Source organism: Flectobacillus rivi, from assembly GCF_030056655.1.
In the GTDB taxonomy this organism is placed as follows: Bacteria; Bacteroidota; Bacteroidia; order Cytophagales; family Spirosomataceae; genus Flectobacillus; species Flectobacillus rivi.
The window spans coordinates 36,381-62,072 of record NZ_JASHIE010000012.1; the positions used below are offsets into that span (position 1 = coordinate 36,381).

Here is a 25,692-nt window from a genome sequence, read left to right on the forward strand (position 1 = left end):
TCACTAAATCACTAAATCATTCAATAGCTTATCGCAAGTCCAACAAAACCACCTCCCACAATTCTGGATGGGTAGTATCAAAATACTCGTGAATAATTTCAAACCCTACACGGGCATGAGCAGCTAACGAGCGTGTATTTCTTTTAGCGACTTCGGTAATACAAAGGTCATATTTACCAGATAGTCGCTCTTTATGTAAGGCATACATACCATCAAAAATCCCTTGTCCACGATACTCTTCGGCTACACAAATTTGCCCCATCGCATAATATTTGTATTCTTTTACTGGCTTACCTTGATAGTTGAGTTCATCCAACATATCAAACATGGCCATCAATACTGGAATATCATATCTAAAGCTTGTTGGCATAACCAGCGCATAACCTACCACTTTGTCGCCATCCTTGGCAATGATTTGTGGCTCAGCAGCATTCATTCTAGACAGTAAATCAAAATTATGCTGAACAGTTACAAAACCTTGGCTTGTAGCCACGTCTTCTGAAATGTTCTTATTGAGATTCTGTTGTTGTAAATCTAATACTTGATTTACTTCTTCCTCGCTTGTGATGGTAGTGAATACGATTGACATTTGGCTCAAACTTTAAATTCTATTTCGTTAATCTTCTAAACTCCAAACAATCAACACTTTATTGTGCCTATAGTATTGATTTGTTTATTTCGAAAGACAAAACTCTAAATTTTAATTTATAAGAAAAAATACCTTTTTTCGATATTTTTATAACAAAAAAGCATTAGTTCAATCTTCTCACCATGAGTCTTTTGATGACTTCAAAAAGTACTACAGGTTGTAAAGTGCGCCAATTGACAACATCTAAGGTACCTCCAAAATTGATATAATAGTCAAGGTGATATTTGGTCCATTCTTTTTGGATAAAATCTCTAAAATTACAAGCTGCAATCCAACCATCTTCTACTTCTTCAAACCATTCGGCATAATAATCATCATCGGTTGAGCCATGAAAATTGAGGATATTTTCACCAATTAAAATAAACTGATTAATACCTTGTCCAATCAAGTGGTCGATTACATTGCGTTTAAACCACATGACGTCATTATGAAGCGTATCATTCCATTCGCCAAACATTTCAATAATTACAAACTGTCGATTATAATCGGCAAAAAGGATTTTACAATATAAAGTAGGAGACTCAAACTCATCCCAAAATGGATGAATGTAATAACCATAAATGTCATTTTCGTACATGGAAGTATTATATAACCTTCCATAAAAGGGAGAACGAGGGTCTTTTGATGCCACATAATGACTTTCCCATTGATAAAAGGGTTCAATATCTTGCATGAGAGGGGACTAAGTATTAATGGTGAATTGTGAATGATGAATTAGGACTGTAAGAAGGATTTCCAACTATTTCAGATTTAGGATTTATGATTTCGGAAGTAAAGGAAATACCTTTATTTTTTCTAAAATATAGAAGTTTACACTTCCGAAATCCAACATCCGATATCCGAAATAAACATCTTTTCTGAACTCAGCACTTACAACTAATAAGATTTAATCATATCGCTTGGAATCGCTACTACGAAGCTGGCAGAGCCTTTATGCTTGGTATTAGGTTCTTTGATGTCTGCCTCCTCTATGGTATTGATGGTGACAATTTTCAAAGCTGGGTTTGCTTTCTTCAAATACCAAATAATTCCTTCAAAGTTATTGGAATGATAACTGCCGTTGAAGTGCAAAAATGATTTACCTTCAGACCAATTCTTCAAAATAAAATGTGCCATGGTTGCATCTTTACTTGCTTGAGCCTTAGCAATATTTTCGGCAGAAATGGTACTTCCTCCCATGCCATGCATCCCTCCCATTTTCATCATTTCGGCATAACCTGGCAGGGTCAAATCGACAGTAATTGGGAGTGGCGCTACACTTTTTTTTCCGTCATCGCTCAACTGATTAAGTGCTTCTAAGCCCCCTTTTGAAACTAAGCTTGCGTAGCGTCTTGGAATATTGGTTGCCACGAAAGGAATCTTGTTTTTTTGGGCAAAATCGACCATTGGCTTATAATCGGTGGCATAGTTTTGCCACATTTTAGCTTCAGTCTCAAACTGTTTTCCTGTAATAATACCTTTCAAGTACTCATCAAGAACTACTTGATTGTCAGCCTCAAACATTTCGGCTCCTAAAACCAACTTACCCCCTTTTTCCGTATATAAGTCTTTAGTAACTTGTAACTCTAACCAATGAGCGATGGGGTTATCGTGAAGTTCTCCAAAAAACACAATATCTGCCTCTTTGGCATCAGAAATTAGTTTTTCATAAGAACTGGACTTCAATTGTCCAGTATAAATTAAATAAGCTGGCTTGTCAGCAACAAAACCAAAAGCAAAAGATGCTAGTAATAGTATTAGGGTAAGTCTCCGCATAATAAAAAAATGGATGTTTTATTTTCAAATTGATGTTAAAATAACACTTTTGTAGAAAGATGATTCTTTCTGCGCTATCTTTATTAATTTTCCGAACCGATACATTGCTATACTGTTAAATACCAATCCCCAATGACGACACAAGAAGAATTAGTCACTAACTTTTACCATGCCTTTTCTCAAAAAGATACCCAAAGCATGGAAGCTTGCTATCATCCTAAAGCCACCTTCAAAGACCCCATTTTTTATCTAAAACAGCCATTTGTTATGGATATGTGGCGTATGCTGATAGAACGAGGCTCTGATATGAAAATTGAACTGTTGAAAGTTCGTACTCATAAAAACAAGGTAGAAGCTACATGGAGGGCTTCTTATACTTTTGGAAGTACAGGATTGCCTGTTGTAAATACCATCACATCTACTTTTTCATTCTCAGAAAACAAAATCTATCAACAAAATGACCATTTTAATTTTTACAAATGGGCCAGTCAATCCTTAGGACTAAAAGGAAAACTTTTGGGTTGGTCAAGTTTTTTACAAAATAGTGTTCGCAAACAAGCGATGCAACGACTCGAATCTTATTCGAAAAGTCACACATAAACAAAAGCCTTTCTTCTGGCTACAATTTTCTCTTTCCAATAATATTTTCCAAAAAATTTAACATTTTCTCTTTCCTTGAAACTTTTTTTCATAGCCTTTGGTTTATTAAATGTACATACATTAAATATCGTTACATTAAATATTTTATCTGACCAAACTCATGGAATTATTAGAGAAATTGAATTGGCGCTACGCGACCAAGAGAATGACAGGAGCTACAGTTCCTGAAGAAAAAATTGACCATATTTTAGAGGCTATCCGTTTGTCGGCATCGTCGATGGGGCTTCAACCATATACAGTCTTTGTAATTGAAAACCCCGAATTGCGCAAACAAATTCAACCAGCGGCATACAATCAACCACAAATTGTAGAATCTTCACATATTTTGGTATTTGCTGCTTGGGACAACGTTTCTGAAGCTCAAGTAGATGCCTACATGGCCCATATCGCCGAAGAACGTGGTATTCCTGTGGAGTCGTTGGCTGGTTTTAGAGCCAATTTTGGTGGTATTTTGAGTCGCTCGGCTGAAGAAAACTTCAACTGGACAGCTCGCCAAACATATATAGCATTGGGTACTGCTTTGGTAGCTGCTGCTTACGAGCAAGTAGATGCCACTCCAATGGAAGGGTTTAATCCTTCGGCAGTTGATGAGATTTTAGGTTTGAAAGAAAAAGGCTTAAAAAGCGTTTCCATTTTAGCTTTGGGTTACCGCGATGAAGCGAATGACTCATTAGCAAAAGCGAAAAAGGTTAGAAGAACAGCAGATAAGTTATTCGTAAAAATTTAATATGATTATCTGGTTATCCATAAAAGACTATGCTCTGTGAGTGTAGTCTTTTTTTTGTTATCTTAGAAAAAGTATTTTTGATTTGAAAATTTGGTAATTTGATGATTTGAAAATGAAGCAGTTTGAACTTTTTAACTCCCTTTTTATCTTCATCTCATAACTCGTTTATACACATGAAAGAACTACTTGAATCGCTGAGTTACAGAATAGACCTTGTGAGTGCCTATTGGCAATCCCAATCTGAAGAATCACTATCGTTGAAAAGCTCACCTGAAAAATGGAGTAAGAAAGAGGTGCTTGGACATTTGATTGACTCGGCACAAAACAATATTCGTCGCTTTGTAGTAGGTCAGTATCAATCCAAAGCACAGATTATTTATGAGCAGAATATTTGGGTAAAATCGGCTGATTATCAGACTTATCCTTCTGAAGATTTGCTGGAATTATGGAGACTGCTTAATAAGCATCTAGTGCGGGTATTGGCAAACTTACCAGAAGAAAAATATCAAGTTTTAACAAATTGGACAAAAGAAGCAGTGCCTGATGCCTATCCTACCCTATGGGAAGTAGCACAAGATTATTTATGTCACTTAGATCATCATTTGAAGCAATTGGGGGTGATGTTTAAAGAATAGAGTGTGCTCTCTCAAAGCACGCTCCATTCATTAGGATAAATTATTTTATCTTAAAATTGAGCCCAATATTAAAGCCAATTTTATTAGGTCTTACCAGCAAAAGAGCACTTGCATCTGATTGGTGGTTGAGCGCAATACTCATAGTCGGCTCAATAAAAAGATAGGCATTGTCTCCTATTTGACGACTTATGCCATAGCCAATATTCAAAAAGCTATTGATTTTACCAGCCGCAGTGCCATTCAAACTAGTATTTCCTTCCATACCTAGTAACACATGATGACTTAGGGCGTCGCCTTTCAAAAAGGTATATTCCAAGTCAACTCGTGTACCGATATAATGCGATGACAAAGCATACGTTTTGCTTTGTTCTTCAAAAGCCACATCTGCTGTTTGGTTATCTACACTACGAACCACCAAAGAATCTGTTCGAACTTTGAAACTAATACTTTGACTAGATTTGGTATAAGAAATACCCGTTTTTAGTTGTAATCTATCAGACAGCGTAAACTTCAAGCCAGCCTGAAGATATACCCCTATGCGACTATTATCGTCATCTACCTCAATATTGTGCACATATTTTGAATCTGAGCCATTTGGGGTAATCGTGTAGTAATTAACCAATGGCATTGCACTAAAATACAAGGATACTGGCTTGCTTGGTTGGAAATATCGATTAGGTTTACGTTGTTGCGCTTTAATACGAGCTTTGTTAAATTTCACCGATAAATCCACAGGTTCTTTTAAGGCTAGAATTTCTAAATTAGGCTCTAAAGCCTCTTCTGAAGTTGACAAATAATCTCCTGTATTATGTGTTGCACGAACAATTCTATCATATTCATCTGTAGACATAGTCGAAGGAATGACTTTTGTTTTTAAAGTCTTTTGCGCTCTTTTCAAAGATTTTGCAATTACTACACCTCCAGACTTCGTGGTGTTTCTCTTTCCAATATTTGAGCTTGCTACAGGCTCATCAATATTACTATTTGTGCTTGTTGTTGAATATTCGACAATAGAGTTTGCCTTTTTATTTTTTACTAAACCTTCCTCTTTTTGTTCTTTTACCACTTCAGGATTGGCATTATGAGCGTTTATCTCAGTACTTTGAGTATGGGATATGCTTTTGTCAAAACCTTGATTTGATTCAGTCTTTGAGGTATTAGTACTCTGGGCTCCCGTATTTTGATGCGTTTGTTCTGTTGTTACATGACTCACTTCTGAGTTTGGAGAGATCATAAATCTTGACAATAGACCAAACGACAGCAGTAACAACACCACTGCCGCCGCCAAATGCCAAAGCATAAGTCGTGAGAAAGAAGGTAACGGCAATTGAGGCTCTATGTTAGCCCAAAGCGCGTCGTCCACTTCAGATTCAAAATCATTGAACTTATCGTGGAAAAAGCCTTCAAAGGGGTCTATATCATTATTGGATGCGTTCATAGCTGACGATTCCCAGTTTTTTTAGTTGTTTACGGAGCAACTCTTTTGCACGAGACAGTTGCGACTTGGAGGTATTCTCGCTTATTCCAAGCATCTGCCCTATCTCATTGTGATTATAGCCATCTACTACATATAGGTTAAAAACCATACGATAGCCATCGGGAAGTTGATGAATAAGTGCTAGTAAATCTTCGCTTGAGAGTGTTGCTAAAATATTCGGGTAATCATCATTGCTGAGTACAACTGTTTCATAATCCGTATTTTGTTGAAATTTTAAATTTGCATGATAGTAATTAATGGCAGTATGAATAACGGTTTTACGTACCCATGCGCCAACAGCCTCTGGCTTTTCTAAAGACTTAATGTTATTAAAAATCTTGACAAATGCTTCTTGATAAATGTCTTCAGCCTCCTCTTTCGAACGGGCATAACGACGACAAACACCCATCAACTTGCCCTTATACATATTGTAAAAGGCAGTCTGGGCTTTGCGATCATTCCGCTGGCAGGCTCTGACTAAATCCTGTTCATTTATCATTCAGTTGGCAATTAGTTTCATTAAGTGATTACTCACCTAAGTATTAATGCAGAATTGTGAGTTATGAATTGCGAATGTAAAGTTTTAAATATCAACATTTTACATATTCATTAATCCAATCTTGTTTTGCATAATAGTGTTTTGTTAGCAACAAAAAAGAGGGTAATTTATTGGTAATCATCATTTTAAGACTAACAAGTTTTATTTAATACCTATTCTAACGAATTAGGATAGGTATTCTTTTATTCGGTATATCATCTGGGTAAATGTGACGAAGTATTAGTGTTTTTCTAGAAAATATAAAAGGGAAAAACTACTTCAATCACAATATTTGATTTACGAGAAAGACTCTCCCGAAATTCGGGAAAGCCTTTACATTCAAACCACTTGTATAATTATTTATGAATCCAAATGCGTCTTTATTTTTTGATTTTAATCTTAAAATTGGCGCTCAGTTCTTTTCCTTGAGCTGTAGTCAATTTTATTTTAATTTGATCGTCTCGATCTTTGCCTTTGTCTTTATCCCAAGCGCTGATTTGATAGTAAATTTTGGCACCTTTTACATACGCAGTTCCATGAGACCCCTGCTCTGAGATGCTTATCGAAGCAATCTCGGCGCAAGATGAAACATAAAGTTGGTAAGGAACTTCAAATGGTGTGGCTTGAACAATAGTTTCCGAAACCTCCATTACGCCATTATCAAATTTGGCATCACAAGTAATCGCACGAATCTGACTTACTTTTACCCACACACTAGGCGAGGAAACACCATATTTATCAGAAAGCGTATATTCTAAATAATCATCTATTTGTGTTAGATAACCAGGAAAACTTGATGTTGCTGGCTCATAGTCGATTTTGCCATTATTGACACTGGCTGTACCATATTTTGGCCATTTCGTTATTTTGAGCGTATTGGCATTGTAAGTAGAGCACAGATTATCATTCGACAAAACATCTAATTGTACCTTCGGACTATTACTCGGAATCACATAATAGTTTGGCAACAGACTCGTAGTACAAGCTCTAACCAAGGAACCTTCCACATCTAATTTTACCGCTGCTGTCATACAAATACCCTGAGTGCCTGCCGAACAGACCCGATAAAATAATAAATCGGGTCCGTCGTAGTCTTTTTTGGGGGTATAAACAATTCGGTTATTTTTGACTACAGCCGACCCAAACAATGGGTCAAAAGCAATCTGAAGACTTGCCGAATCTAAAATTGCATTACAGTAACGGTCATTTTTCAAGACATCCAACACACATTCTGTACCTTTATTGAGACAATGAAACAAGTCTGGCATAACGCCTGCGTTGCATGGAACTTTGTCCCAATTGTTGGTCACTTTTACCCAGATGCTATCTTTGACTTGCTTTTGAGTATCTAGGTTAACAACACTCAAAATCAGCATATCGGTAGCATCCGACACTGTAGAGTCGGGCACATACACGATAAACTTGCCATTGGTGGTAAAATACGCTTTTCCGAACGCCCCGTTTTTTTCGATTTTAATGGCATGACCTGTCATATTTTTCAAAAAATCTTTGACATTAATCGTCACCATATTCGACGGAGCTGTATAAAGCGTATGAATATCCCAAAGTGCAGGTTGAGTATTGACTGGTGTGATACTGACAACATCTTTTTTGATTTCGTCACATCCCAGCAATAAACTCACTACGCTTAATAAAATGGCAATATGTTTTATAAAAAACTTCATTATGATTTATGTCAAGAAAGCGTTAGCAAGCTGAAATCTTCCTTGTTGTCTGTCTTTATTTTATGTGGTTGAATGCTCAAGCAGAAAGCTTTCTGCTAAGTTATCTATTTATCAATTTTTGCCACCAAAAATTTCCCATCTTTATCAAAATATAAATGATATTTACTTGTACCCACAACGATATGTAAGTAATAAGATTCGATTACACCATCTATTTTGAATGCTATTGCTTTATCGAGCGACCAGCCTGAATAGGTAGTATTGAGATAGCTAGTTATAATAGCAGGCAACACATCAGCCGTTAACTTAATGTCCTCAAATTTAGGAAGTTTCAATTCTCCACTAACAGTTTTTGTTAAATTGCCAGAAGCATCAAAAGTTAGAAATACTAGTTTTTTATCACTCGATAAAGAAATATAGTAAGAATCTACTGCTCCGTTTTTGATAATTTCAATACCTTTTTCGTATTTCCAAGAAGCATAATTGGCGCTCAAATAAGCGGTAATGTTAGCTGGAAGTTCAGATTGTTTGAGATTCTTATCTTCAATTTTACGAACAGCAGGGGCATACGTTTTAGTTGTCAACAATTTGCCTGCGTTATCGTACGAAAACTCATAGAAAACACTATCTTTTTTGGCAAGCACAAAGTAAAATTTATTGCCTGTAGAGTCGGCATTGGCAGCAGCTCGCACAAAAGTATAACCTGTTAATTGGGTTTGAATTGTTGCTGGTAGCTGGTCATAGCTCACAGAATAGAATTTTCTAAACTTACCTTTAATTTGTCCAGTGCGTTTAGGTTCTTTGAATTCTGCTACAAAAGCGCCATTGGCATCAAATACTACTGTCACTTTTTGATCATTCCATTCTATCAAAACTTTATAAAGCGTATTGCCATCTTTGTCTTTTCCTGCTGCAACGCGCTCCAATTTATACCCTGCATAGTTAGTATTAAGATAGGTTGTAACATTAGCAGGTAAAGAAACCTTAGTCGTATCGTCCGAAAGGCTAAATGAACTCAAAACTGTTCCATTTGCCGAAATTGTCAACTCCATACTTTTTCCACTCACTTTCAAGTCTACCCCGTACGTGGTACTTGTACTAAGCGTCGTGTAGTTTACCTGTGCTGCCTGCGGGAAGTTGCTACTAACCGCTAAACGTACTGCTGAAGGAATTACAGTTGAATTGTTGGTACTGTTATCAACGGCAATTTGTTCTGGTTCACAACTTGCCAATAAAATTGCACTCATGAGTGCTGAAAATAAAAGGAACTTTTTCATGTTCGATTACGGACTTATGGATTGTCAAAAGATTTTCTCAGCAGTTGGCCAGATACCGATTTTCTAGTTTGACTCCCCAATGGATAGAAATATTTTGTTGATCATAGCAAAAAGCTATGGCTTTATTTCAAAACGTTTCGAAGTGTAGGGTGTGGTATACATCCATGGTTGAAGATTTTCCAAAATATTCAGCATCAGATATATGGGCTTGTTGAATTCAATGATATTGACAGGAAGGGAAAAAGAAGGGTTGCACTGTTTGTTAAAAATTCTTAAAAAGGTAGAGATATTGGATTGGAATCTTTAATGTACTTTAGACATGAGTCATCCCTAATTGAGGGATTTAGTAATTATTTTAACATTTGTATTATAACTGTAGAGATGCAATGCTTTGCGTCTTAAGAGATTTTATTATGAAAGATAGTATCATCTTCCTAGCTTCAAAATTCGAAATAAGCCAACAGGTGTGATTATAAAATATTGATAATTAATATCTTACAATCACACCTATTACTTAGCTAAAATATTGCCCAGTCGTTGTGGCTAGCAAATCTGCTAGAGGTATATCTTCTTGTTTGATAAAACCTGTTTGTGGCAGTTTGCCATCGGCTACTAGTTCTACCACCGCAACAATTGAAGCTGCTGTTGTCCATGAAATCGCTCGCCAATGTTTCCCATCAATCTTGATTGGCGAATAGGCACGATAAAACTCTTCACGCTCGATACGGTCGTTTTTCCAGCCTTCAACCACGGCATAAACATAAACCACATCTTCCTGAACAGGGGGTTTAGCTTCTGTAAGAATTTCCTCAATTAACTCACGACGATCTTTCAAGATTAATTCATACAAAAGGAAACGCATTAGTTTGCCATGTCCAGGATAGCGAATCGTTTTGTAATTAAGCGTATCTACCTTTCCTGCGTAAGTTTCGCACATCGTACCCAAACCACCAGAAGTACTAAAGGCTTCAAATTCCATTCCCTCGATATTGATGGTTTCGAGACCGTCTAATGCTGGAACTAGTTTGACTTTGCCATTATGAATCACCTCACAGTCATTGATATATTCGTTGATTACCCCAGCAGGCGACCATGTAAATGAATAACCCAATAAGCCATTAGGGTATTTTGGTAAAGCGCCAACACGAAGCTCAATATCTCTCAAACGTGTAAAGCGATTTGCCAAATCAGCACCTACAATACCAATAAAGCCAGGCGCCAAACCGCACTGTGGTGCCAAAACGGCGCGGCTTCCACGAGCTGCCATTTCACGAATAGCGGTTGTCGTAGGAACATCTTCAGTCAAGTCAAAATAATGTTTGCCTGACTGATAAGCTGTTTCGGCTATGGCCAAATTCAGATTGTAGGGCATACAAGATACCACTGCATCAAAATCTGGTATTAGTTTTTCGAGTAATGTACGATCCGTAACATCCCCCTTGATTGTTGGAAAACCAACTTCAGTGGCAGGTCCATTTTTGTCAAGACCAGTCACCTCAAATCTTTTCGAAAGTAACACTCCTACCAAAGAGCCCACTTTTCCCATTCCAATTACAAGTATTTTTTTCATAGAAAATTAATGTTTAAATGAGGAGAAAGGGGATAGGCAAAGAGGGGTTAGGCAGATTAGTGATGAATTGTTAATGTAATTTATTACTAACACCCTCACCCCTATCATCTATTTAGTGACTAAAACCTTTGTACCAATTACAACTATCCCTAAGACGCAAAGCATTGCGTCTCTACTATCCCCTAAACCCTCTCCCCTAGTGCCTAAAAAACTATCTCTTAGTCATTTCAAAAAGGTTCGTAGCTTGTTCACCTAAGAAGCCATCAAACCAAACTTGTTGTCCATCTTGCTCGATATAATTACGCTCTGCTAGTTCGTAATAGGCATAAGACCATAGCAATTCTCCTTCGCTTCCATCTTCTTCTATTACAGGACAAAGTTCGTCTACTGCTTGGGTAGAACTTTGACGAAGTTTGCTTCCTTTGGCACCTTCAATAGCAGGTTTGATTGGGATACCCGCATCTTCCAAACCTTTCATGGTTGACTCTATATCATCCCATCCTTCAACTTTTTGATAGTTGATATAAGCCGTAAAGTGATTTACCGAATTACCATGCAACAAAGTCCACGCAGCAAACTGAGATACCTTATTTACTTCCAGAATCGTGCTTTTTTTAGCGGGCTTCCAAGGACGACCAAAGAATTTCACCAATGCAGTAATCAAAACTTCGGCTTTGTCATCAGATAACTCTTTACTTTCAGCAAGTTCAGCCAAATAGTTACGCGCATCTCCTGCAAGAGCATCTTCTCCAGAAGCCACTGCTTCATTAATCAGTGCTTGTGTTTCTGAAGGCAATTCTGCTACCTCAAGTTGAGTTACAAAGAATTTCGGAAAATTAATATTCGTCGGATGCTGATAATGAAAAGAATTCAAATGCTTTGAAGGAAAAGAATAAGGTGCAATTTTTTCGTAACCCAAACTTTCTAATACCTCCGAAATGGCTGTAATTCCTGCTTTTTGTTCTCCTGTAAAAGTATTAAATGTACGGAATGCACAGTGGTCGTTGACCACTTGTCCACCTTTTTCCAAAACCATGTCGGCATACGCACGTGCATAACTCACTCGTTGACAATAGTTCTGCCAAAGCTGATTCATCAGCGTTTGAGTTATCTCTTCTTGATTTTTCATAAATGCTTAATTAGTTAATAGTTTATTAGTTTGTTATAAAATCTGGACGAAGGACTCTATCTTTTAAAAACCCAATCGTTATTTTCCCATTTAAAAATCAAATTTTATTCCTTGTGCCAAGGGCAACGAAGTACCATAATTGATGGTATTTGTTTGGCGACGCATATAAGATTTCCAAGCATCTGAGCCTGACTCTCTTCCTCCACCTGTTTCTTTTTCTCCTCCAAAAGCACCACCAATTTCAGCACCCGAGGTACCAATATTGACATTGGCGATACCGCAGTCTGAGCCATTTGCTGATAGAAACTGTTCGGCTTCACGAAGGTTTAAGGTAAAAATTGCCGATGAAAGTCCTTGTGGCACATTGTTCTGAATCGCAATAGCTTCATCTATTGTACTATAAGATAGTAAGTAAAGAATTGGCGCAAATGTTTCGTGCTGAACTATCGCAAAATCAGGTTTGGCTTCGGCAATACATGGTCGTACATAGCATTCCGACTCAAAACCCGCACCTTCCAAAACCTCCGCATCGATGAGCATTTTTCCACCTTGCTCTACCACTTGCGCAGCTGCTGACAAGTATGCCCTAACAGCATCTTTATCAATCAATGGGCCAACGTGATTGTGAGCATCAAGCGGATTTCCGATTCGTAACTGGGCATAAGCTTTAACCAAACGCTCTTTTACTTGTTGATAAATAGAATCGTGGATAATCAATCGGCGAGTACTCGTACAACGCTGTCCAGCGGTACCCACTGCACCAAATACCACAGCAGGAATTGCGATGTTTAAATCAGCATTTTCGGTAATGATTATGGCATTGTTTCCGCCTAATTCTAGAAGACATTTACCAAAACGTTCGGCAACTTTAGTTCCTACCGCACGTCCCATGCGTGTAGAACCTGTCGCAGAAATCAAGGCTACACGTTTGTCTGATACCAACCAATCTCCCACTTGAGCCTTGCCCGTAATAATCGAAGATAATCCTTCGGGAAGATGATTTTGACGTAATACCTCCGAAATAATATGCTGACAAGCAATAGCTGTCAGTGGTGTTTTTTCAGAAGGCTTCCAAACACAAACATTCCCACAAACCCACGCCAACATAGCATTCCACGACCAAACGGCTACAGGGAAATTAAAGGCAGAGATAATACCAACAACGCCAAGTGGATGCCATTGCTCATACATACGATGCGAGGGTCGCTCGGAGTGCATGGTCAGTCCATACAACTGACGAGAAAGTCCTACGGCAAAATCACAGATATCAATAATTTCTTGAACTTCGCCAAGGCCTTCTTGAAGACTTTTCCCCATTTCATAGGAAACCAACTTTCCTAAGTTATCCTTATGCTTACGAAAAGCCTCTCCCATTTGGCGTACTATTTCACCACGCTTTGGTGCTGGTATATTCCGCCATTCAGTACCGGCATTTTGTGCTTTGCTCAAAACTAACTCATAATCTTCCTGAGTAGTCTGATATACTTGGGCTATTAGTTCAGCATCAACAGGCGAAAAAGAATCAATCACCGTATCGCCCGAAGACCATGATTTGAGTCCTGTGCTTGTACCATGATTCAACTGAGCAATGCCCAGCGATTTGAGTAATTCATGCATAGTTTACAATAGTTTGTTGTAAAAGGGCAATAGCATTCAGCCCCAATTTTTCATTAGGATATAATAAAGATTGTCAAATGATTGACAGGAATATCGTTGAATTGATTTTTTCGAAATCTAGGGGCTATTATTCAAATTTCCAAACATTTTCAAGCAGATTGAACGCTATAAGATATACGCAACAAAAGTCAAAAAATATTACTTTTCTAAGTCTAAAAAATTTTAGGCTATCCTAAAATTTGGAAGTATGGTATTTAACTCAGATGAAAATTATCTTTGTGGCACGAAAAAAAATTAAAAAAATATGCAAATATCTTATCGACAAGGAACCGTAGAAGACATTTTAAGCATTTCGGCGGGTATCCCCGAGTTTGAAAATCTGTATGCCAAGGATGTTTACCAAGAGCGTTTTGATCATTCACCTAAACATCTCATCCTTGTGGCTTATGACGAAGACATACCTGTAGGCTTTAAAGCTGGCTATCAAAAAAGCGACGATGGTTCATTTTATAGTTGGATGGGAGCTGTATTGCCAGCGTATCGAAAACAAAAAATTGCTAAAAATTTAGCAGATCAAATGGAAGATTGGGCAAAAAAAGAAGGGTATTCTAGCATTATCTTCAAAACCAGAAATTACCTAAAAGCTATGCAGATTTTTGGTATTTCTAATGGTTTTCACATCATCGATTTTGAAAAACGTGAGCCAATCGAACAAAGTCGGATTTTATTACAGAAGTTTTTATAAAGCGGTATGATAATGATATTAGGCTAAAGTTGAGGATAATATCATACCTATCTTACATTATTTTCCAACAGCACAATAGTTTATCTCAGCCAACAAAATCACATAATCCATTGATTTACAACACATAACAACTCTTTAAATTTCTTTTTTGAAAATAGTTGAAAAAATATTTCAGCCATCCTGCAACTTTCCTTCTACCAGCTGCATCTTATGGACAAATAGGCCAACCATTCATCCAAACAGATTACCACTCATCCTGTTTTCTGGAATAAAAACGGTACTATGTATTGCATAATACTATACAAAACCTATAACTTTGAATTGTAATTAAAAATCGCCTTGAGCGACTAACGATTCAAAGCACTAAAAAACTTACAAGTCACATGAAAAAGCTCATAGTATTGACCTCTTTTGTAATTGCAACTTCGGTTAATTTCGAGTCGTTAGCTATTGGATTTCCTCATAACCTATTAGCCCCAAAGAAAACGGAGAAGAAGGTCGCTAAAGAAACTAAAACAAAGAGTACCATTTCAATTGCAAAGCTTAAGGAAAAAAGTAAGCTTGTTGCCATGGGAGCTACTGTTTTAGGGACAGTTTTTCAACAAAATAAAGGTTAATTTTTTACAAAGAAGATTTTAGAGAAGTCTTAATGATTTTGTGTAAATACACTATTTCACCAAAATCATAGTGGCTTTTCGTCAAGATATTGCGTCCTCATTCAATCAAATTTGAATGTTGGAAAGCTCAGATTTTAAATTTAGTTTTGGTTTAAGGATTCTTTTGTAGCGACTTCTAATAGAGGCCGCTACATTTGTTATGATGGCGTTGAGCTTTTGGCACTCGGCTTTCGGGATTTTTATTCAAAATATGTTTAACTAATATGCCATTATCATAACTTCCTTTTACAACATTACATTTTCAATGTATTTCACTATTTCTGCCTCTTGTTTTGGATCGAACCATTGGAAATCATCTTGGTTTCGAAACCATGTCAATTGGCGTTTGGCATAGCGACGAGTATTTCTTTTAAGCAAACGCACCATCTCGTCACGGTCATACTGACCATCCCAATGCTCATAAATCTCTTTGTAGCCCACTGTTTTTAAGGCATAATGCTCTCGGTATGGCAAAGCGTTTCTTGCCTCCTCTTCTAGCCCTTGCGCCAGCATCAAATCCATTCGTAAATCAATACGAGCGTATAATTCTTCCCGTGGTCGTTCAAGGGCGATTTTGATACACTCAAATGGTCTTTCCTTTTTTTGATTTTTACGAAAAGCCGAAAAAGGCTGTCCCGTAGCTAAACAGACTTCTAGGGCTCTGACAATTCTTTGAGGATTTTGTTGGTCTACTTCTTCAAAATAAACGGGATCAAGCTCGCGCAATTGAGCTGATAAACTTTCAAGCCCTTCCGTTTCCAAACGCTTCATTAATGACTCGCGGAGCTCCAAATCCGCCTCAGGCATTTCGTCGAGTCCATCGGTTACGATTTTGATAAACATCCCCGAACCTCCAGTCAAAATGGCTACATCTTTACGAGTAAAAATTTCTTCTAATACTGCCAAACAATCACGTTCGTAATCGCCAACAGAGTAATAATCGGCAATACTGTGAGAATCGATAAAATGGTGTTTTACCCCCTGCATTTCCTCGGAGGTAGGCTTAGCCGTTCCAATAGCTAATTCTTGATAAAACTGTCGAGAATCTGCCGAAACCACTTCTGTATCGAAGTGTTTAGCAAGCCTGACACATAGGTCTGTTTTGCCAACGGCAGTTGGTCCAGCAATGATAATTAAATATTTTGACGAATTTGACATACTACAAAATTACAACAAAACATTTAGTGATTTGCGATTGACTGATTGAGTGATTATTTTAAATTTTGGATTCTTGCTGTAGAGAGGCAATACTTTGCGTCTTAAACCGACTTATATCAAGAATTATAAAACCAAAAAAGCGGTCGAAAAAATAATTTTCGACCGCTTTTTGATAAAATTGACAGAATCATCCTAGTTAAATAATTCGGAATTACTTAAATAAATTTGACGAGTTTTAATTACGAATATTTTATCTCATTAATCTATCAAACTTAACCCTACAAGATTCTATCTATGTTATTTCTGTTAAAAAACTACCAGAATACTGTGTAAAGAACCACAAGAATAGCAATAATCACAGAAGCTCCAACTGCAAATGTCGTGTTAGTTTTGAACATAGAAGCATCGATTTTCAACGCTTTCTCACCATCTTTTGTTGACGAATCTGCCAAACCTAATACTACCATCATCAACACACAGATTAAGAACGTTAAGCCCATACGGTCAAGGAATGGAATGATATGATGTCCTTCTCCATCCAAGAATGATGAGTAAAATACAGTATCATACATACCTGTCATTTCTGGCAAATCTTTCAATACCAATGAAATTACAACCGAACCAATCGTTGCAGCCATAGCACCTGCCGAGTTAGCACGTTTCCAGAAGAAACCTAACAAGAATACCGCAAAGATACCTGGAGATACATAGCCAGTCATTTCTTGAATAAAGTCAAAACCACCTTTTTTATCGATACCCAAATATGGAGAAATCAAAATAGCAAGTACCATAGCTATTACAATCACGATACGACCTGTTTTTACCAATTGCTCTTCAGAAGCCTCCTTATTAAAGAATTTTTGATAAATATCTAGGGTAAAAATCGTCGAGATAGAGTTCGCTTTACCAGCCAAAGATGCTACAATAGCAGCAGTTAATGCCGCAAAAGACAAACCTTTCAAGCCTGGTGTTAACAAGTTTAACAATACTGGATAAGCGTGGTCAGCGTTTACTGTACCATCAGCTCCAAGCATTTCTTGTTGGAACATACCATTTGCGTGCAATACATAAGCAGCAATACCTGGCAATACTACGATGATAGGCATCAATAATTTTAAGAAACCTGCAAACAACAAACCTTCACGAGCTACTGGTAACGAAGCACCCAAAGCACGCTGTGTGATATACTGGTTACATCCCCAATAGTTCAAGTTCACAATCCACATACCACCTACTAACACTGTCAAACCTGGCAAAGAAGTAAAGTTTGGATTATCTCTTTTCAAAATCATGTGGAAATGGTCATCTGCCTTATTGAAGATATGACTCAAACCTTCCATTGCACCTTGTGAACCAAATTGGTCTGACACCAACGTCAAGGCTAAGTAAGTAGTACACAAACCACCTAAAATCAAGAAAAATACCTGAATAACGTCTGTAAAACCAATTACTTTCATACCACCTAGTGTAATGATTACTGCAAAAATTGCTAATCCCCACATACACAAAGTAAAATCAAGACCTGAGATGGTCGAAACTGCCAATGCACCTAGATATAAGATAGAGGTAAGGTTTACGACAACATATAAAATCAACCAGAAAACAGCCATAATCGTACTCACGGTAGAGTTATAGCGTTGTTTCAGGAATTGAGGCATTGTAAAGATTTTATTCTTCAAGTAGATTGGCATAAAGAATACCGCCACAATAATAAGCGTAGCCGCCGCCATCCATTCATACGTCGAAATTGCCAAACCCATTTTATAGCCGTTACCAGCCATACCAATGAACTGTTCTGCCGAAATGTTTGAAGCAATCATCGATGCTCCAATTGCCCACCATGTAAGCGAACCTTCAGCTAAGAAGAAATCTGTAGAAGATGCTTCTTTTGATTTTTTCTTTTGATAAATCCAGTAGCCATAGCCAGCCACTACCACGAAATAAATGAGAAATACCAGATAATCAATAAGTTCCAGTCCTTTGTGCATGGGTTGAATTGATTTGAATAGTTTATAATCAGGGATAAATTAAATTTTGAATCTGAAAGTTACAATTTTAATGGCAAAACAAACAAGGCAATATGTATTTATTTACTGGATACTTATATTACTATTGCTTTAAAAACTTGAAATTAATTCTGATTTTATAAGAATAATCCAAATTTTTTCGATGCTCAAATGATTGCACATTATCTTATACAGTTCTACACTGTTCTACAATAGTAAAAATACTTTAGTTAGAACAACAATTGCAACTTTTTTATATAAAAAATAATTTATTTAAGGTACGAGGTGTATCATTTTGTGATTTTTTTGTAGAGACGCAATGATTGCGCCTTAAGCCTATTCATATTTGTACTGCATCAAACAATTTAGCGATTGAGTGATTGAGCGAATGAGTGATTATGTTAAAATTTGTATTCTCGTGGTAGAGACGCAATGATTGCGTCTTATACTGAGTAAAATCCAGTATGGGAGCATCAAAAAAGCGGTCGGAAAATATTTTCCGACCGCTTTTTGTTATTAATATGCTATGCCTGACTCAGCTTGAGACGTAAAGTATTACGTCTCTACTGGTAATTACAAACTTGGCTCAATCAAAACTACCTCCTCTTTATCCACAATTACCTGACCTTCTAGCAAATCTTTGGTTTTGCGAACATATTTTTTTGGCGTAACAATCACAGGGCACAGTGTATCATTTTTTCGTTTAGAATAATAAGCTGCAATTCCTGCTGCCTTTTCAATGACATTTACTGGAAACTTCTTCCCCGCTTGTCGGCGAATGACCACGTGTGAGCCAGATACATCACGAGCGTGAAGCCATAGGTCTTCTTTTCGGGCGTATCGTTGAGTAAGCAAATCGTTATTTCTAGAATTTTTACCAATTAAGATTTCCCAACCTTGATAATTTACATATTTGAATAAATCTTGAACTGTCAGCACCTGTTTGTCGGTTTGCTCGCTAACATTATTCTTAATGTATTTTCGCAATTCTCGCAGACTTTCGATTGCCTCCACTTTGCTGATATGCCCCTGCAATTCTTGCATCAACTCCTCTTTAGCCTCAATATTCTCCATGAGTTTTTGGATTTCTATCTTTTCATTTTTGGCTTTTCGGTAATAGTTTTCAGCATTCTTTTGGGGAGTCAAATCAGGCTTCAACCTTACTTTAATAGGTTTATCACGATAAAAATCATATAACTCTATCACCTCTGTTCGCTCAGGAATCGCATGTAAATTGGCCATAATGATGTTGGCAATTTCTTCATGTTTGACATCCTCTTCCAAACTCGAAAGCTGCGTATATGACTTATCAATATAAGTTTGGGTACGTGAGATTTGCTTTTGTAAATGACGAATACACTGCCCTTTTTCTTTGTCAAAAACATTGATTCGAGCAAAAGAATAGTACAGTTCATTGCTCGCTACAATAGGGTCTGTCAAGGTTTTCACCCATTCGCCACCCTCTTGTATCATCGACAACACAGGCTGGTAATCAATGGTCTTGATATAAAACTGAGAAGCTTCTAACTCTTTAAGGATTTCTTGGACTATTGCCCATTGCTGTTCAAGAGTCGGCTGTTCTAATGCCTTAATTTTTCCCTGAATTAGCTTTACGATTTCTTTTCCAAAAGTTGGAAACAAAGCATTGAGTTGTCCATTAGACTCTACAAAAGCCTCAAAACTCTGATCAATCGGACGGTCGAGTGTTTGGAGAGAAAGGTTATTATCGACAACCAATTTGTTATGAAACAAATCCAGTACCTCGTCACCTTCGAATAAGACGATATTCGAGCGATTACCGTACATTTTGAATAACAGGGTAAAATTGTTTTCAAAATACAGCGCAAAAGCCCTTTCATTCAAAAATTGTTGAACTCTTTCAACCCTCAAACCATTGATTTCCTTGAATAAATCCACCGAATTTCGACCAGCGCGACGAAAATCATCAGGAAAATTCAAACAGGCAAAATCAGGATGCAAAACAGCTTTTATGTAAAAATCACGCTTTTTTCTCCACTGTTTTCCATCGGTACAAAAGCCTAAGACCAATTCATCTTTTTCTTGCGAAAAACATTCGGCAAATACCAAACCTACCAACTCCTCTTCCAATCGCTTCGAAAGCTGTCGAAGAAAATAATAATTCGTTTGCATTACAATATCTTTTAATCGTACCAACAGATATTTGATACGATATCGGTTTTCAATCTCAAAACACAAAGTTACGCATAATTATGCTTTATGCTGTAGCTCCAAACTATTCAGCAACGAAGTCAAACACGTATCATCCTTGATAGCATCATTTTCTCCAATTACTTAAGTAAATTTGTAGATATTCATAAATCATTCTCAAACTTTATAATTTGAAGTATTTAATTTTATGAAATCCTACTGTTTGAGCCGAAGGCGAGTTTAGGATTTCTTGCCTTTCTTTTGTTACTTTTCTTGTGGCAAGACAAGAAAAGTAAGGTGTGGCGAAGGGAAATTTTATTCTTTCTTTAAGTGCCAAATAAAATTTTAAACGTATTCTAAGAGCACAGCCTATCAACAACTGAAAGCGCTAACAAAATTGAGATTTTATGTTATTTGAAGATACTTACAAAACTATTACTGGCTCGGCTGAAGGGCTATTTAAAGATAAGGGCAGTAAATTTTTTGCCTATGCCTATCCTATTGAAGACGAGTCAGAGGTAAAAGAATTAGTAGACCAACTCAAAAAGGAACATTTCAAAGCGGTTCATCATTGCTATGCCTATCGCTTGGGACAAGATCGTACCAATTTTAGGGTCAACGACGATGGAGAACCGTCTGGCTCGGCAGGAAAACCAATTTTAAATGTCTTATTGTCAAAAGATATAACTAACATTTTGGTAGTAGTCGTTCGTTATTTTGGTGGTACTTTATTAGGCGTTCCGGGTCTGATTAACGCCTATAAAACAGCTACTCAAGAAGCCTTAATCAATGCGGAAATCATTGAAAAAACAGTCAATGAGATTTATGAAGTACGTTTTGAATTTGTTCAAATGAATGATGTGATGAAAGTAGTAAAAGAGTTTGGGCTGAAAGTCAAGAATCAGCTTTTTGACAATCAATGTACTTTACAACTTGAATTTCGTAGAAATATGACTAATCAAATCATTGGGAAACTCGAAAAAATCGAACCAATTGAGATTGAACATATCGCAACAGTCTGACGAAGAGCTTTCAGCCATTAGCAATCAAAAGCAATTACTAAATTCAACACTCCGCACTCAAAACTCATCACTTCCAAAATATGCCTTTAATTGAGTCATCTTACAAAGCAAAACATATCTGGAGAAACCCACATTTCTCGACTATATACCCTTCTACGCTTCGTAAGGTTGAGGGAGTGCACTATACACGTGAGCGCATAGAATTGCCTGATGGGGATTTTCTAGATTTGGATTGGAGTAAAAGTTCTGTTCCTAGCAAATCGCTTGTCATTTTTACACATGGATTTCTGGGAAACTCTACAAGGCCCTATATTTGGGGAGCGGTAAAATTGTTTAATCAAAACCATTGGGACGCGGTCTGCTGGAATCACAGAGGACTTAGCGGTGAAAATAATCGTTTGGAGCGACTAACAACGCATGGTGATTCTCAAGATTTGGCGTATGTAATCAATCATTGCTTGGCGATGAAACACTACACGCAAATTACGTTGGTGGGATATAGCAAAGGTGGAAATATATCGCTCAAATATGCTGGAGAGCAAGGTGTAAACATAGCCCAAGAAATTAAATCAGTTGTAGCGATCTCTGTTCCTACCGATATTCAAGGAAGCGTGGATGCGATGGGTGCTGAAGGCTTTTATGCGAATCGCTTTAAAAGTAAACTTCATCGTTTTTTACAAAAAAGAACTGAGTTGATTGACCCGAAATGGTTTTCATTATTTGAAAAATACAAAACCTTAGATGAGTTTACAGGAGAATACATTGCGCCTTTGCACGGTCTCAAAAATGCCGCAGACTATTATGATTCATGTAGTGCAATTCATGTAGTAGACCAAATTAGGATTCCTTCATTAATCTTAAATGCCGCTAACGACCCTGTATTATCAGAAAGTTGTGCGATTTTGGATAAAGCTAAACAGTCGAATTACCTTTTCAGTGAATATCCCGCTCACGGCGGACATTGTGGTTTTTACGCTCCTAATCAAAATGGCATTTATTGGGGAGATTATCGAACTTGGGAGTTTGTGAAGGGCAACCATAGTAGATAATCATTTGACTACAAATAGTTTAGCATTATACAAAACATATCTTTACTTTTACAAGAAAAATACATCTACTTATGAATAATAATATTCCTGGCTTAAAAATCAATGAAACTGATTTTAAGTCACCCAACGGAAAGATTGGTAAAATAGCTGTCTTATTATACACAGGTTCGGGAGAGCCTTCCAAGATACTGGACTTCGCTGTTCAACAATATGTTGGAACAAAACCTTATTATGAACTTATAGACGCTCATCTGGACAATCCATGGATGCGTGTTATTATCAGTGACCATCTCAATGAGCTGAGTCAGGAAGATTTTGATATTACTAAACATAAACTAGAAGCCTAAGAAGCTTTTCAATGTGAATCAAATACTCTATTTGAAATCTTCATTTCTACCCTATTATGATCATCAATAACACTCGCGAAAATGCCATCGTGGATGCAATATGTCTATGGATGGGCTACCAACTCCGAATTGGTAGAGAACAGTTAATCCACGAAGCAAGTCTCCGTTATCCTATTGCTGACACCATTACTGCCTTTGGTACTCACATCGAACGTGTGGCACTAGAAAAACTTCATCCTTTATTCAAAAGCAGGAAAATAGATTTAGTTATTTATGAAAAAGACTTGCATGAAATAGATGCTGGTTTGTCCGACATCGAAGAAGTGTTCGAATTTAAACTTGCCAAGAAAGATACCTCTAACATTAACACAGAAGAACCTCAGAGACTATTTGATGATATAATAAGACTTGCCTACTATAATCTTTGGACGGGGAAAAATACCTATTTTTTAATTTGTGGAAAATACGATGAGTTTAAAACCTACTTCGTCGGGCAATCTAATAATGTTATTTCCTATCAATCGAAATTCTTAATACCACCACGATATGCTGCGGCGAATACTGACATGTATCCTCAAACTGACAAATGGGAAGAAGCAGGGCTATATAAAGACTTGTTTAGTTTCGGCGTTGAAGAGTCTAAAATTAAGCAATTCGCCATACAAGATGATTGGAGCTTAAACAGCTTTCAAAAGAGTTATTTAATAAGAGAAGGAGTTGCCAATACTTTTCAATTTACAGAAAGCCTAACGATAAAAACTACCTGTCTTGCTATTACTCCAGCTGGTGAGAAAAATAAAACTCATGCCGCTGGTATTTGGAGGATTGAAGGATTTTAAATCTCCTATCAGAAATAATTCTATCTTTGTGAAACGCTGACACCCCATTATTTCAGTATCCTATGCAACCTTACTCAAGTCAATACAACAATATTATTAATCAAGCCATCGGCAAATATGTTTCGTTTACAGCAGAAGAATTAAGCATTTTTAATGACCTATTGACTTATAAAAAAGTCCCGAAGAAAACCTTTTTACTAAAAGCTGGAGACGTTTGTGATATTGAAGCATTTATCGTGAAAGGTTGTGCTCGTACTTATTATTTGGATGATAAAGGTGCGGAAGTTATTCTACAATTTGCCGTGGAAGGCTGGTGGATTAGTGATATTGCAAGTTTTCATGAACAAGTTCCAAGTAACATTTTTATCGAAACGCTTGAGGCTTGTGAAATTTTATACCTTGACCATAACACCAAAGAAACACTTCTCGAAAAAGCTCCACGGTTCGAAAGATTTTTCCGTTTGCTAGTACAACGGAATTTGTCTGTTACCCAAAACAGATTAATTAATACCATTGCCAAACCTGCGATGGAAAAGTATCTTGATTTTCTGAAAAGATATCCAAGTATTCCTCAAAGAGTTCCTCAGCATTATATTGCTTCGTATTTAGGTATTTCTGCCGAATTTTTGAGTAAAGTTCGTGCCAAATTGGCAAAACAGTAGGATTGCTGTAGGCGATAAACGAAATAATAGAGATCCTTTTCAAATCTTCAAATCAATTTTTAGTTCAAGACTTAGTCTTGGACTTACTTTTTTAAACAGTTTTTAAAACTGAATTAATAACTTATCCAACAATCAGGCTCTTTTAATATATAACCAGTTCTTGACCAACGATTCCAAATAGCTGGTGAATCTATTCACCCCCTGACCGAAAAATTCAAACAACTTCATTTTCAAATCTTCAAATTTCCAAATCTTCAAATTATTCCTAAATTCTTGTCCTAGTTCAATGTTTTGAGGCTTGTGCTTCGTGCATCTTTGTATTGTTCATTAAACAAAACGATTTACAACGATGGAGCGCAAGGAATTTCTTAAGAAAGGCATATTGGGAACTGGAATGTATGTGAGTTCTAAAGTTCTAGGAAAAGAACTTAACAATCATCAAAATGATGAATTGCAACCATTGGAAGTAATCGGTTTGAATCATTTACCCAATCCTCAGACAAAAATCATGACAAATACAATATTGCATAAAGCCGATACTCGCGGCTATGCCAATCATGGATGGCTAAAAAGTCATCATACTTTTAGTTTCGCTAATTATTACAATCCAGAAAGAGTCCACTTTGGTGTTTTGCGTGTACTTAACGACGACCAAGTAGCAGCAGGTCGTGGCTTTGGAACTCACCCGCACGACAATATGGAAATTATCTCAATTCCATTAGAAGGTGACCTTGAGCACAAAGACAGCATGAATAACGTGGCTGTTATCAAAAAGGGCGATATTCAGGTTATGAGTGCTGGTACAGGTGTGTATCACAGCGAATACAACCGCAACAGCGATAAAGAAACGAAATTTTTACAGATTTGGGTATTCCCTAACAAGAAAAACGTTACGCCTCGCTACGACCAAATGACGTTAGATATTGCTGACCGTCGCAACCGTTTACAACAAATTCTATCTCCTAATCCAGAAGATGCAGGCGTTTGGATTCATCAGGATGCATGGTTTAATATTGGTACATTCGATGCTGGTACAACTGCCAACTACGATATAAAACGTCAAGGAAATGGTGTATATGCTTTCATTCTAAAAGGTGATTTTGAAATCGATGGACAAACCGTTAATCAACGTGATGGCTTGGGTATCTGGAATACAAAATCTATCGCTTTGAAAGCCCTAACACAAGATGCCGAAATCCTATTGATGGATGTACCAATGACATTGTAAGAGGCAAAGAGGCAAAGAGGCAAAGAGGCAAAGAGGCAAAGAGGCAAAGAGGCAAAGAGGCAAAGAGGCAAAGAGGCAAAGAGGCAAAGAGG

At 37.1% G+C, this 25,692-nt stretch carries 24 protein-coding genes; 11 read left to right on the forward strand and 13 right to left on the reverse strand.

The genetic code is table 11. From position 1 onward, the window contains the following. Positions 1–28: 28 nt before the first annotated feature. The 3 genes from QM481_RS17095 to QM481_RS17105 all read right to left on the reverse strand — a co-directional run bounded on the left by QM481_RS17095 (position 29) and on the right by QM481_RS17105 (position 2,404). Entirely contained in the window at positions 29–589 is a 561-nt protein-coding gene (locus tag QM481_RS17095; protein WP_283382611.1) for a GNAT family N-acetyltransferase, read from the reverse strand. Between the two features lie 163 nt (positions 590–752). Continuing rightward, positions 753–1,322: a hypothetical protein gene (locus QM481_RS17100; RefSeq protein ID WP_283382612.1), complete on the reverse strand. Its 570-nt coding sequence runs from the start codon at positions 1,320–1,322 to the stop codon at positions 753–755. A gap of 203 nt (positions 1,323–1,525) precedes the next feature. Continuing rightward, the gene (locus QM481_RS17105) at positions 1,526–2,404 is read right to left on the reverse strand and encodes a ChaN family lipoprotein (protein ID WP_283382613.1); all 879 of its coding nucleotides are present in this window, start codon (positions 2,402–2,404) and stop codon (positions 1,526–1,528) included. Between the two features lie 132 nt (positions 2,405–2,536). Here QM481_RS17105 and QM481_RS17110 point away from each other — a divergent pair, with 132 nt between their 5' ends. The 3 genes from QM481_RS17110 (at position 2,537) to QM481_RS17120 (ending at position 4,426) form a co-directional block, all read left to right on the forward strand. Continuing rightward, positions 2,537–3,004 (forward strand): nuclear transport factor 2 family protein, encoded by a 468-nt coding sequence (locus tag QM481_RS17110; RefSeq protein ID WP_166552958.1) that lies wholly within the window; start codon positions 2,537–2,539, stop codon positions 3,002–3,004. Positions 3,005–3,164: 160 nt separating this feature from the next. Further along, positions 3,165–3,791, forward strand: coding sequence for an NAD(P)H-dependent oxidoreductase (locus tag QM481_RS17115; protein ID WP_283382614.1), 627 nt, complete (start codon positions 3,165–3,167; stop codon positions 3,789–3,791). 173 nt (positions 3,792–3,964) lie between these two features. Further along, positions 3,965–4,426 (forward strand): DinB family protein, encoded by a 462-nt coding sequence (locus QM481_RS17120; RefSeq protein WP_283382615.1) that lies wholly within the window; start codon positions 3,965–3,967, stop codon positions 4,424–4,426. A 40-nt stretch (positions 4,427–4,466) separates the two neighbouring features. Here the strand turns inward: QM481_RS17120 and QM481_RS17125 are convergent, their stop codons facing one another. From QM481_RS17125 to amaB, 7 genes are all read right to left on the reverse strand, one after another. After that, entirely contained in the window at positions 4,467–5,864 is a 1,398-nt protein-coding gene (locus QM481_RS17125; protein WP_283382616.1) for an outer membrane beta-barrel protein, read from the reverse strand. After that, positions 5,848–6,402, reverse strand: a complete 555-nt coding sequence (locus QM481_RS17130) for an RNA polymerase sigma factor (protein WP_166552953.1) — start codon at positions 6,400–6,402, stop codon at positions 5,848–5,850. Before QM481_RS17130 ends, QM481_RS17125 begins: the two co-directional genes overlap by 17 nt. 419 nt (positions 6,403–6,821) lie before the next feature. After that, complete coding sequence (locus QM481_RS17135; protein ID WP_283382617.1) at positions 6,822–8,126, reverse strand: hypothetical protein; 1,305 nt, start codon at positions 8,124–8,126, stop codon at positions 6,822–6,824. Between the two features lie 104 nt (positions 8,127–8,230). Further along, entirely contained in the window at positions 8,231–9,403 is a 1,173-nt protein-coding gene (locus tag QM481_RS17140) for a PepSY-like domain-containing protein (RefSeq protein ID WP_283382618.1), read from the reverse strand. 514 nt (positions 9,404–9,917) lie between these two features. Further along, the gene (locus QM481_RS17145) at positions 9,918–10,973 is read right to left on the reverse strand and encodes a saccharopine dehydrogenase family protein (protein WP_283382619.1); all 1,056 of its coding nucleotides are present in this window, start codon (positions 10,971–10,973) and stop codon (positions 9,918–9,920) included. Between the two features lie 211 nt (positions 10,974–11,184). Beyond that, a complete protein-coding gene (locus QM481_RS17150) occupies positions 11,185–12,102 on the reverse strand; it encodes a DUF1338 domain-containing protein (RefSeq protein WP_283382620.1) in 918 nt (305 codons plus the stop codon). A 90-nt stretch (positions 12,103–12,192) separates the two neighbouring features. Next, positions 12,193–13,719 carry an L-piperidine-6-carboxylate dehydrogenase gene (gene amaB / locus QM481_RS17155; protein WP_283382621.1) on the reverse strand — a complete coding sequence of 509 codons (1,527 nt, stop codon included), beginning with the start codon at positions 13,717–13,719 and terminating at the stop codon, positions 12,193–12,195. A gap of 304 nt (positions 13,720–14,023) precedes the next feature. On the opposite strand from amaB, the gene QM481_RS17160 reads away from it, so the two are divergent. Together QM481_RS17160 and QM481_RS17165 are read left to right on the forward strand one after the other, a co-directional pair. Beyond that, a complete protein-coding gene (locus tag QM481_RS17160) occupies positions 14,024–14,464 on the forward strand; it encodes a GNAT family N-acetyltransferase (protein WP_283382622.1) in 441 nt (146 codons plus the stop codon). A gap of 383 nt (positions 14,465–14,847) precedes the next feature. Continuing rightward, positions 14,848–15,081, forward strand: a complete 234-nt coding sequence (locus QM481_RS17165) for a hypothetical protein (RefSeq protein WP_166552946.1) — start codon at positions 14,848–14,850, stop codon at positions 15,079–15,081. A gap of 285 nt (positions 15,082–15,366) precedes the next feature. On the opposite strand, the gene miaA is transcribed toward QM481_RS17165, so the two are convergent. The 3 genes from miaA to QM481_RS17180 all read right to left on the reverse strand — a co-directional run bounded on the left by miaA (position 15,367) and on the right by QM481_RS17180 (position 20,435). After that, positions 15,367–16,278, reverse strand: a complete 912-nt coding sequence (gene miaA, locus QM481_RS17170) for a tRNA (adenosine(37)-N6)-dimethylallyltransferase MiaA (protein ID WP_283382623.1) — start codon at positions 16,276–16,278, stop codon at positions 15,367–15,369. 314 nt (positions 16,279–16,592) lie between these two features. Next, positions 16,593–18,266, reverse strand: coding sequence for a sodium/sugar symporter (locus tag QM481_RS17175; RefSeq protein WP_283382624.1), 1,674 nt, complete (start codon positions 18,264–18,266; stop codon positions 16,593–16,595). 591 nt (positions 18,267–18,857) lie between these two features. Further along, positions 18,858–20,435: an NFACT RNA binding domain-containing protein gene (locus tag QM481_RS17180; RefSeq protein WP_283382625.1), complete on the reverse strand. Its 1,578-nt coding sequence runs from the start codon at positions 20,433–20,435 to the stop codon at positions 18,858–18,860. A gap of 425 nt (positions 20,436–20,860) precedes the next feature. Between QM481_RS17180 and QM481_RS17185 the strand changes: the two genes are divergently transcribed. From QM481_RS17185 to QM481_RS17210, 6 genes are all read left to right on the forward strand, one after another. Beyond that, positions 20,861–21,475 (forward strand): IMPACT family protein, encoded by a 615-nt coding sequence (locus QM481_RS17185; protein WP_283382626.1) that lies wholly within the window; start codon positions 20,861–20,863, stop codon positions 21,473–21,475. Positions 21,476–21,555: 80 nt separating this feature from the next. Beyond that, positions 21,556–22,524, forward strand: a complete 969-nt coding sequence (locus QM481_RS17190; protein WP_283382627.1) for a YheT family hydrolase — start codon at positions 21,556–21,558, stop codon at positions 22,522–22,524. Positions 22,525–22,595: 71 nt separating this feature from the next. Beyond that, complete coding sequence (locus tag QM481_RS17195; protein ID WP_095166977.1) at positions 22,596–22,871, forward strand: hypothetical protein; 276 nt, start codon at positions 22,596–22,598, stop codon at positions 22,869–22,871. Between the two features lie 56 nt (positions 22,872–22,927). Beyond that, positions 22,928–23,710: a hypothetical protein gene (locus QM481_RS17200; RefSeq protein WP_283382628.1), complete on the forward strand. Its 783-nt coding sequence runs from the start codon at positions 22,928–22,930 to the stop codon at positions 23,708–23,710. Positions 23,711–23,772: 62 nt separating this feature from the next. Further along, entirely contained in the window at positions 23,773–24,372 is a 600-nt protein-coding gene (locus tag QM481_RS17205) for a Crp/Fnr family transcriptional regulator (protein WP_283382629.1), read from the forward strand. Between the two features lie 508 nt (positions 24,373–24,880). Then, complete coding sequence (locus QM481_RS17210) at positions 24,881–25,600, forward strand: pirin family protein (protein WP_445451974.1); 720 nt, start codon at positions 24,881–24,883, stop codon at positions 25,598–25,600. The last annotated feature ends 92 nt before the right edge of the window (positions 25,601–25,692 follow it).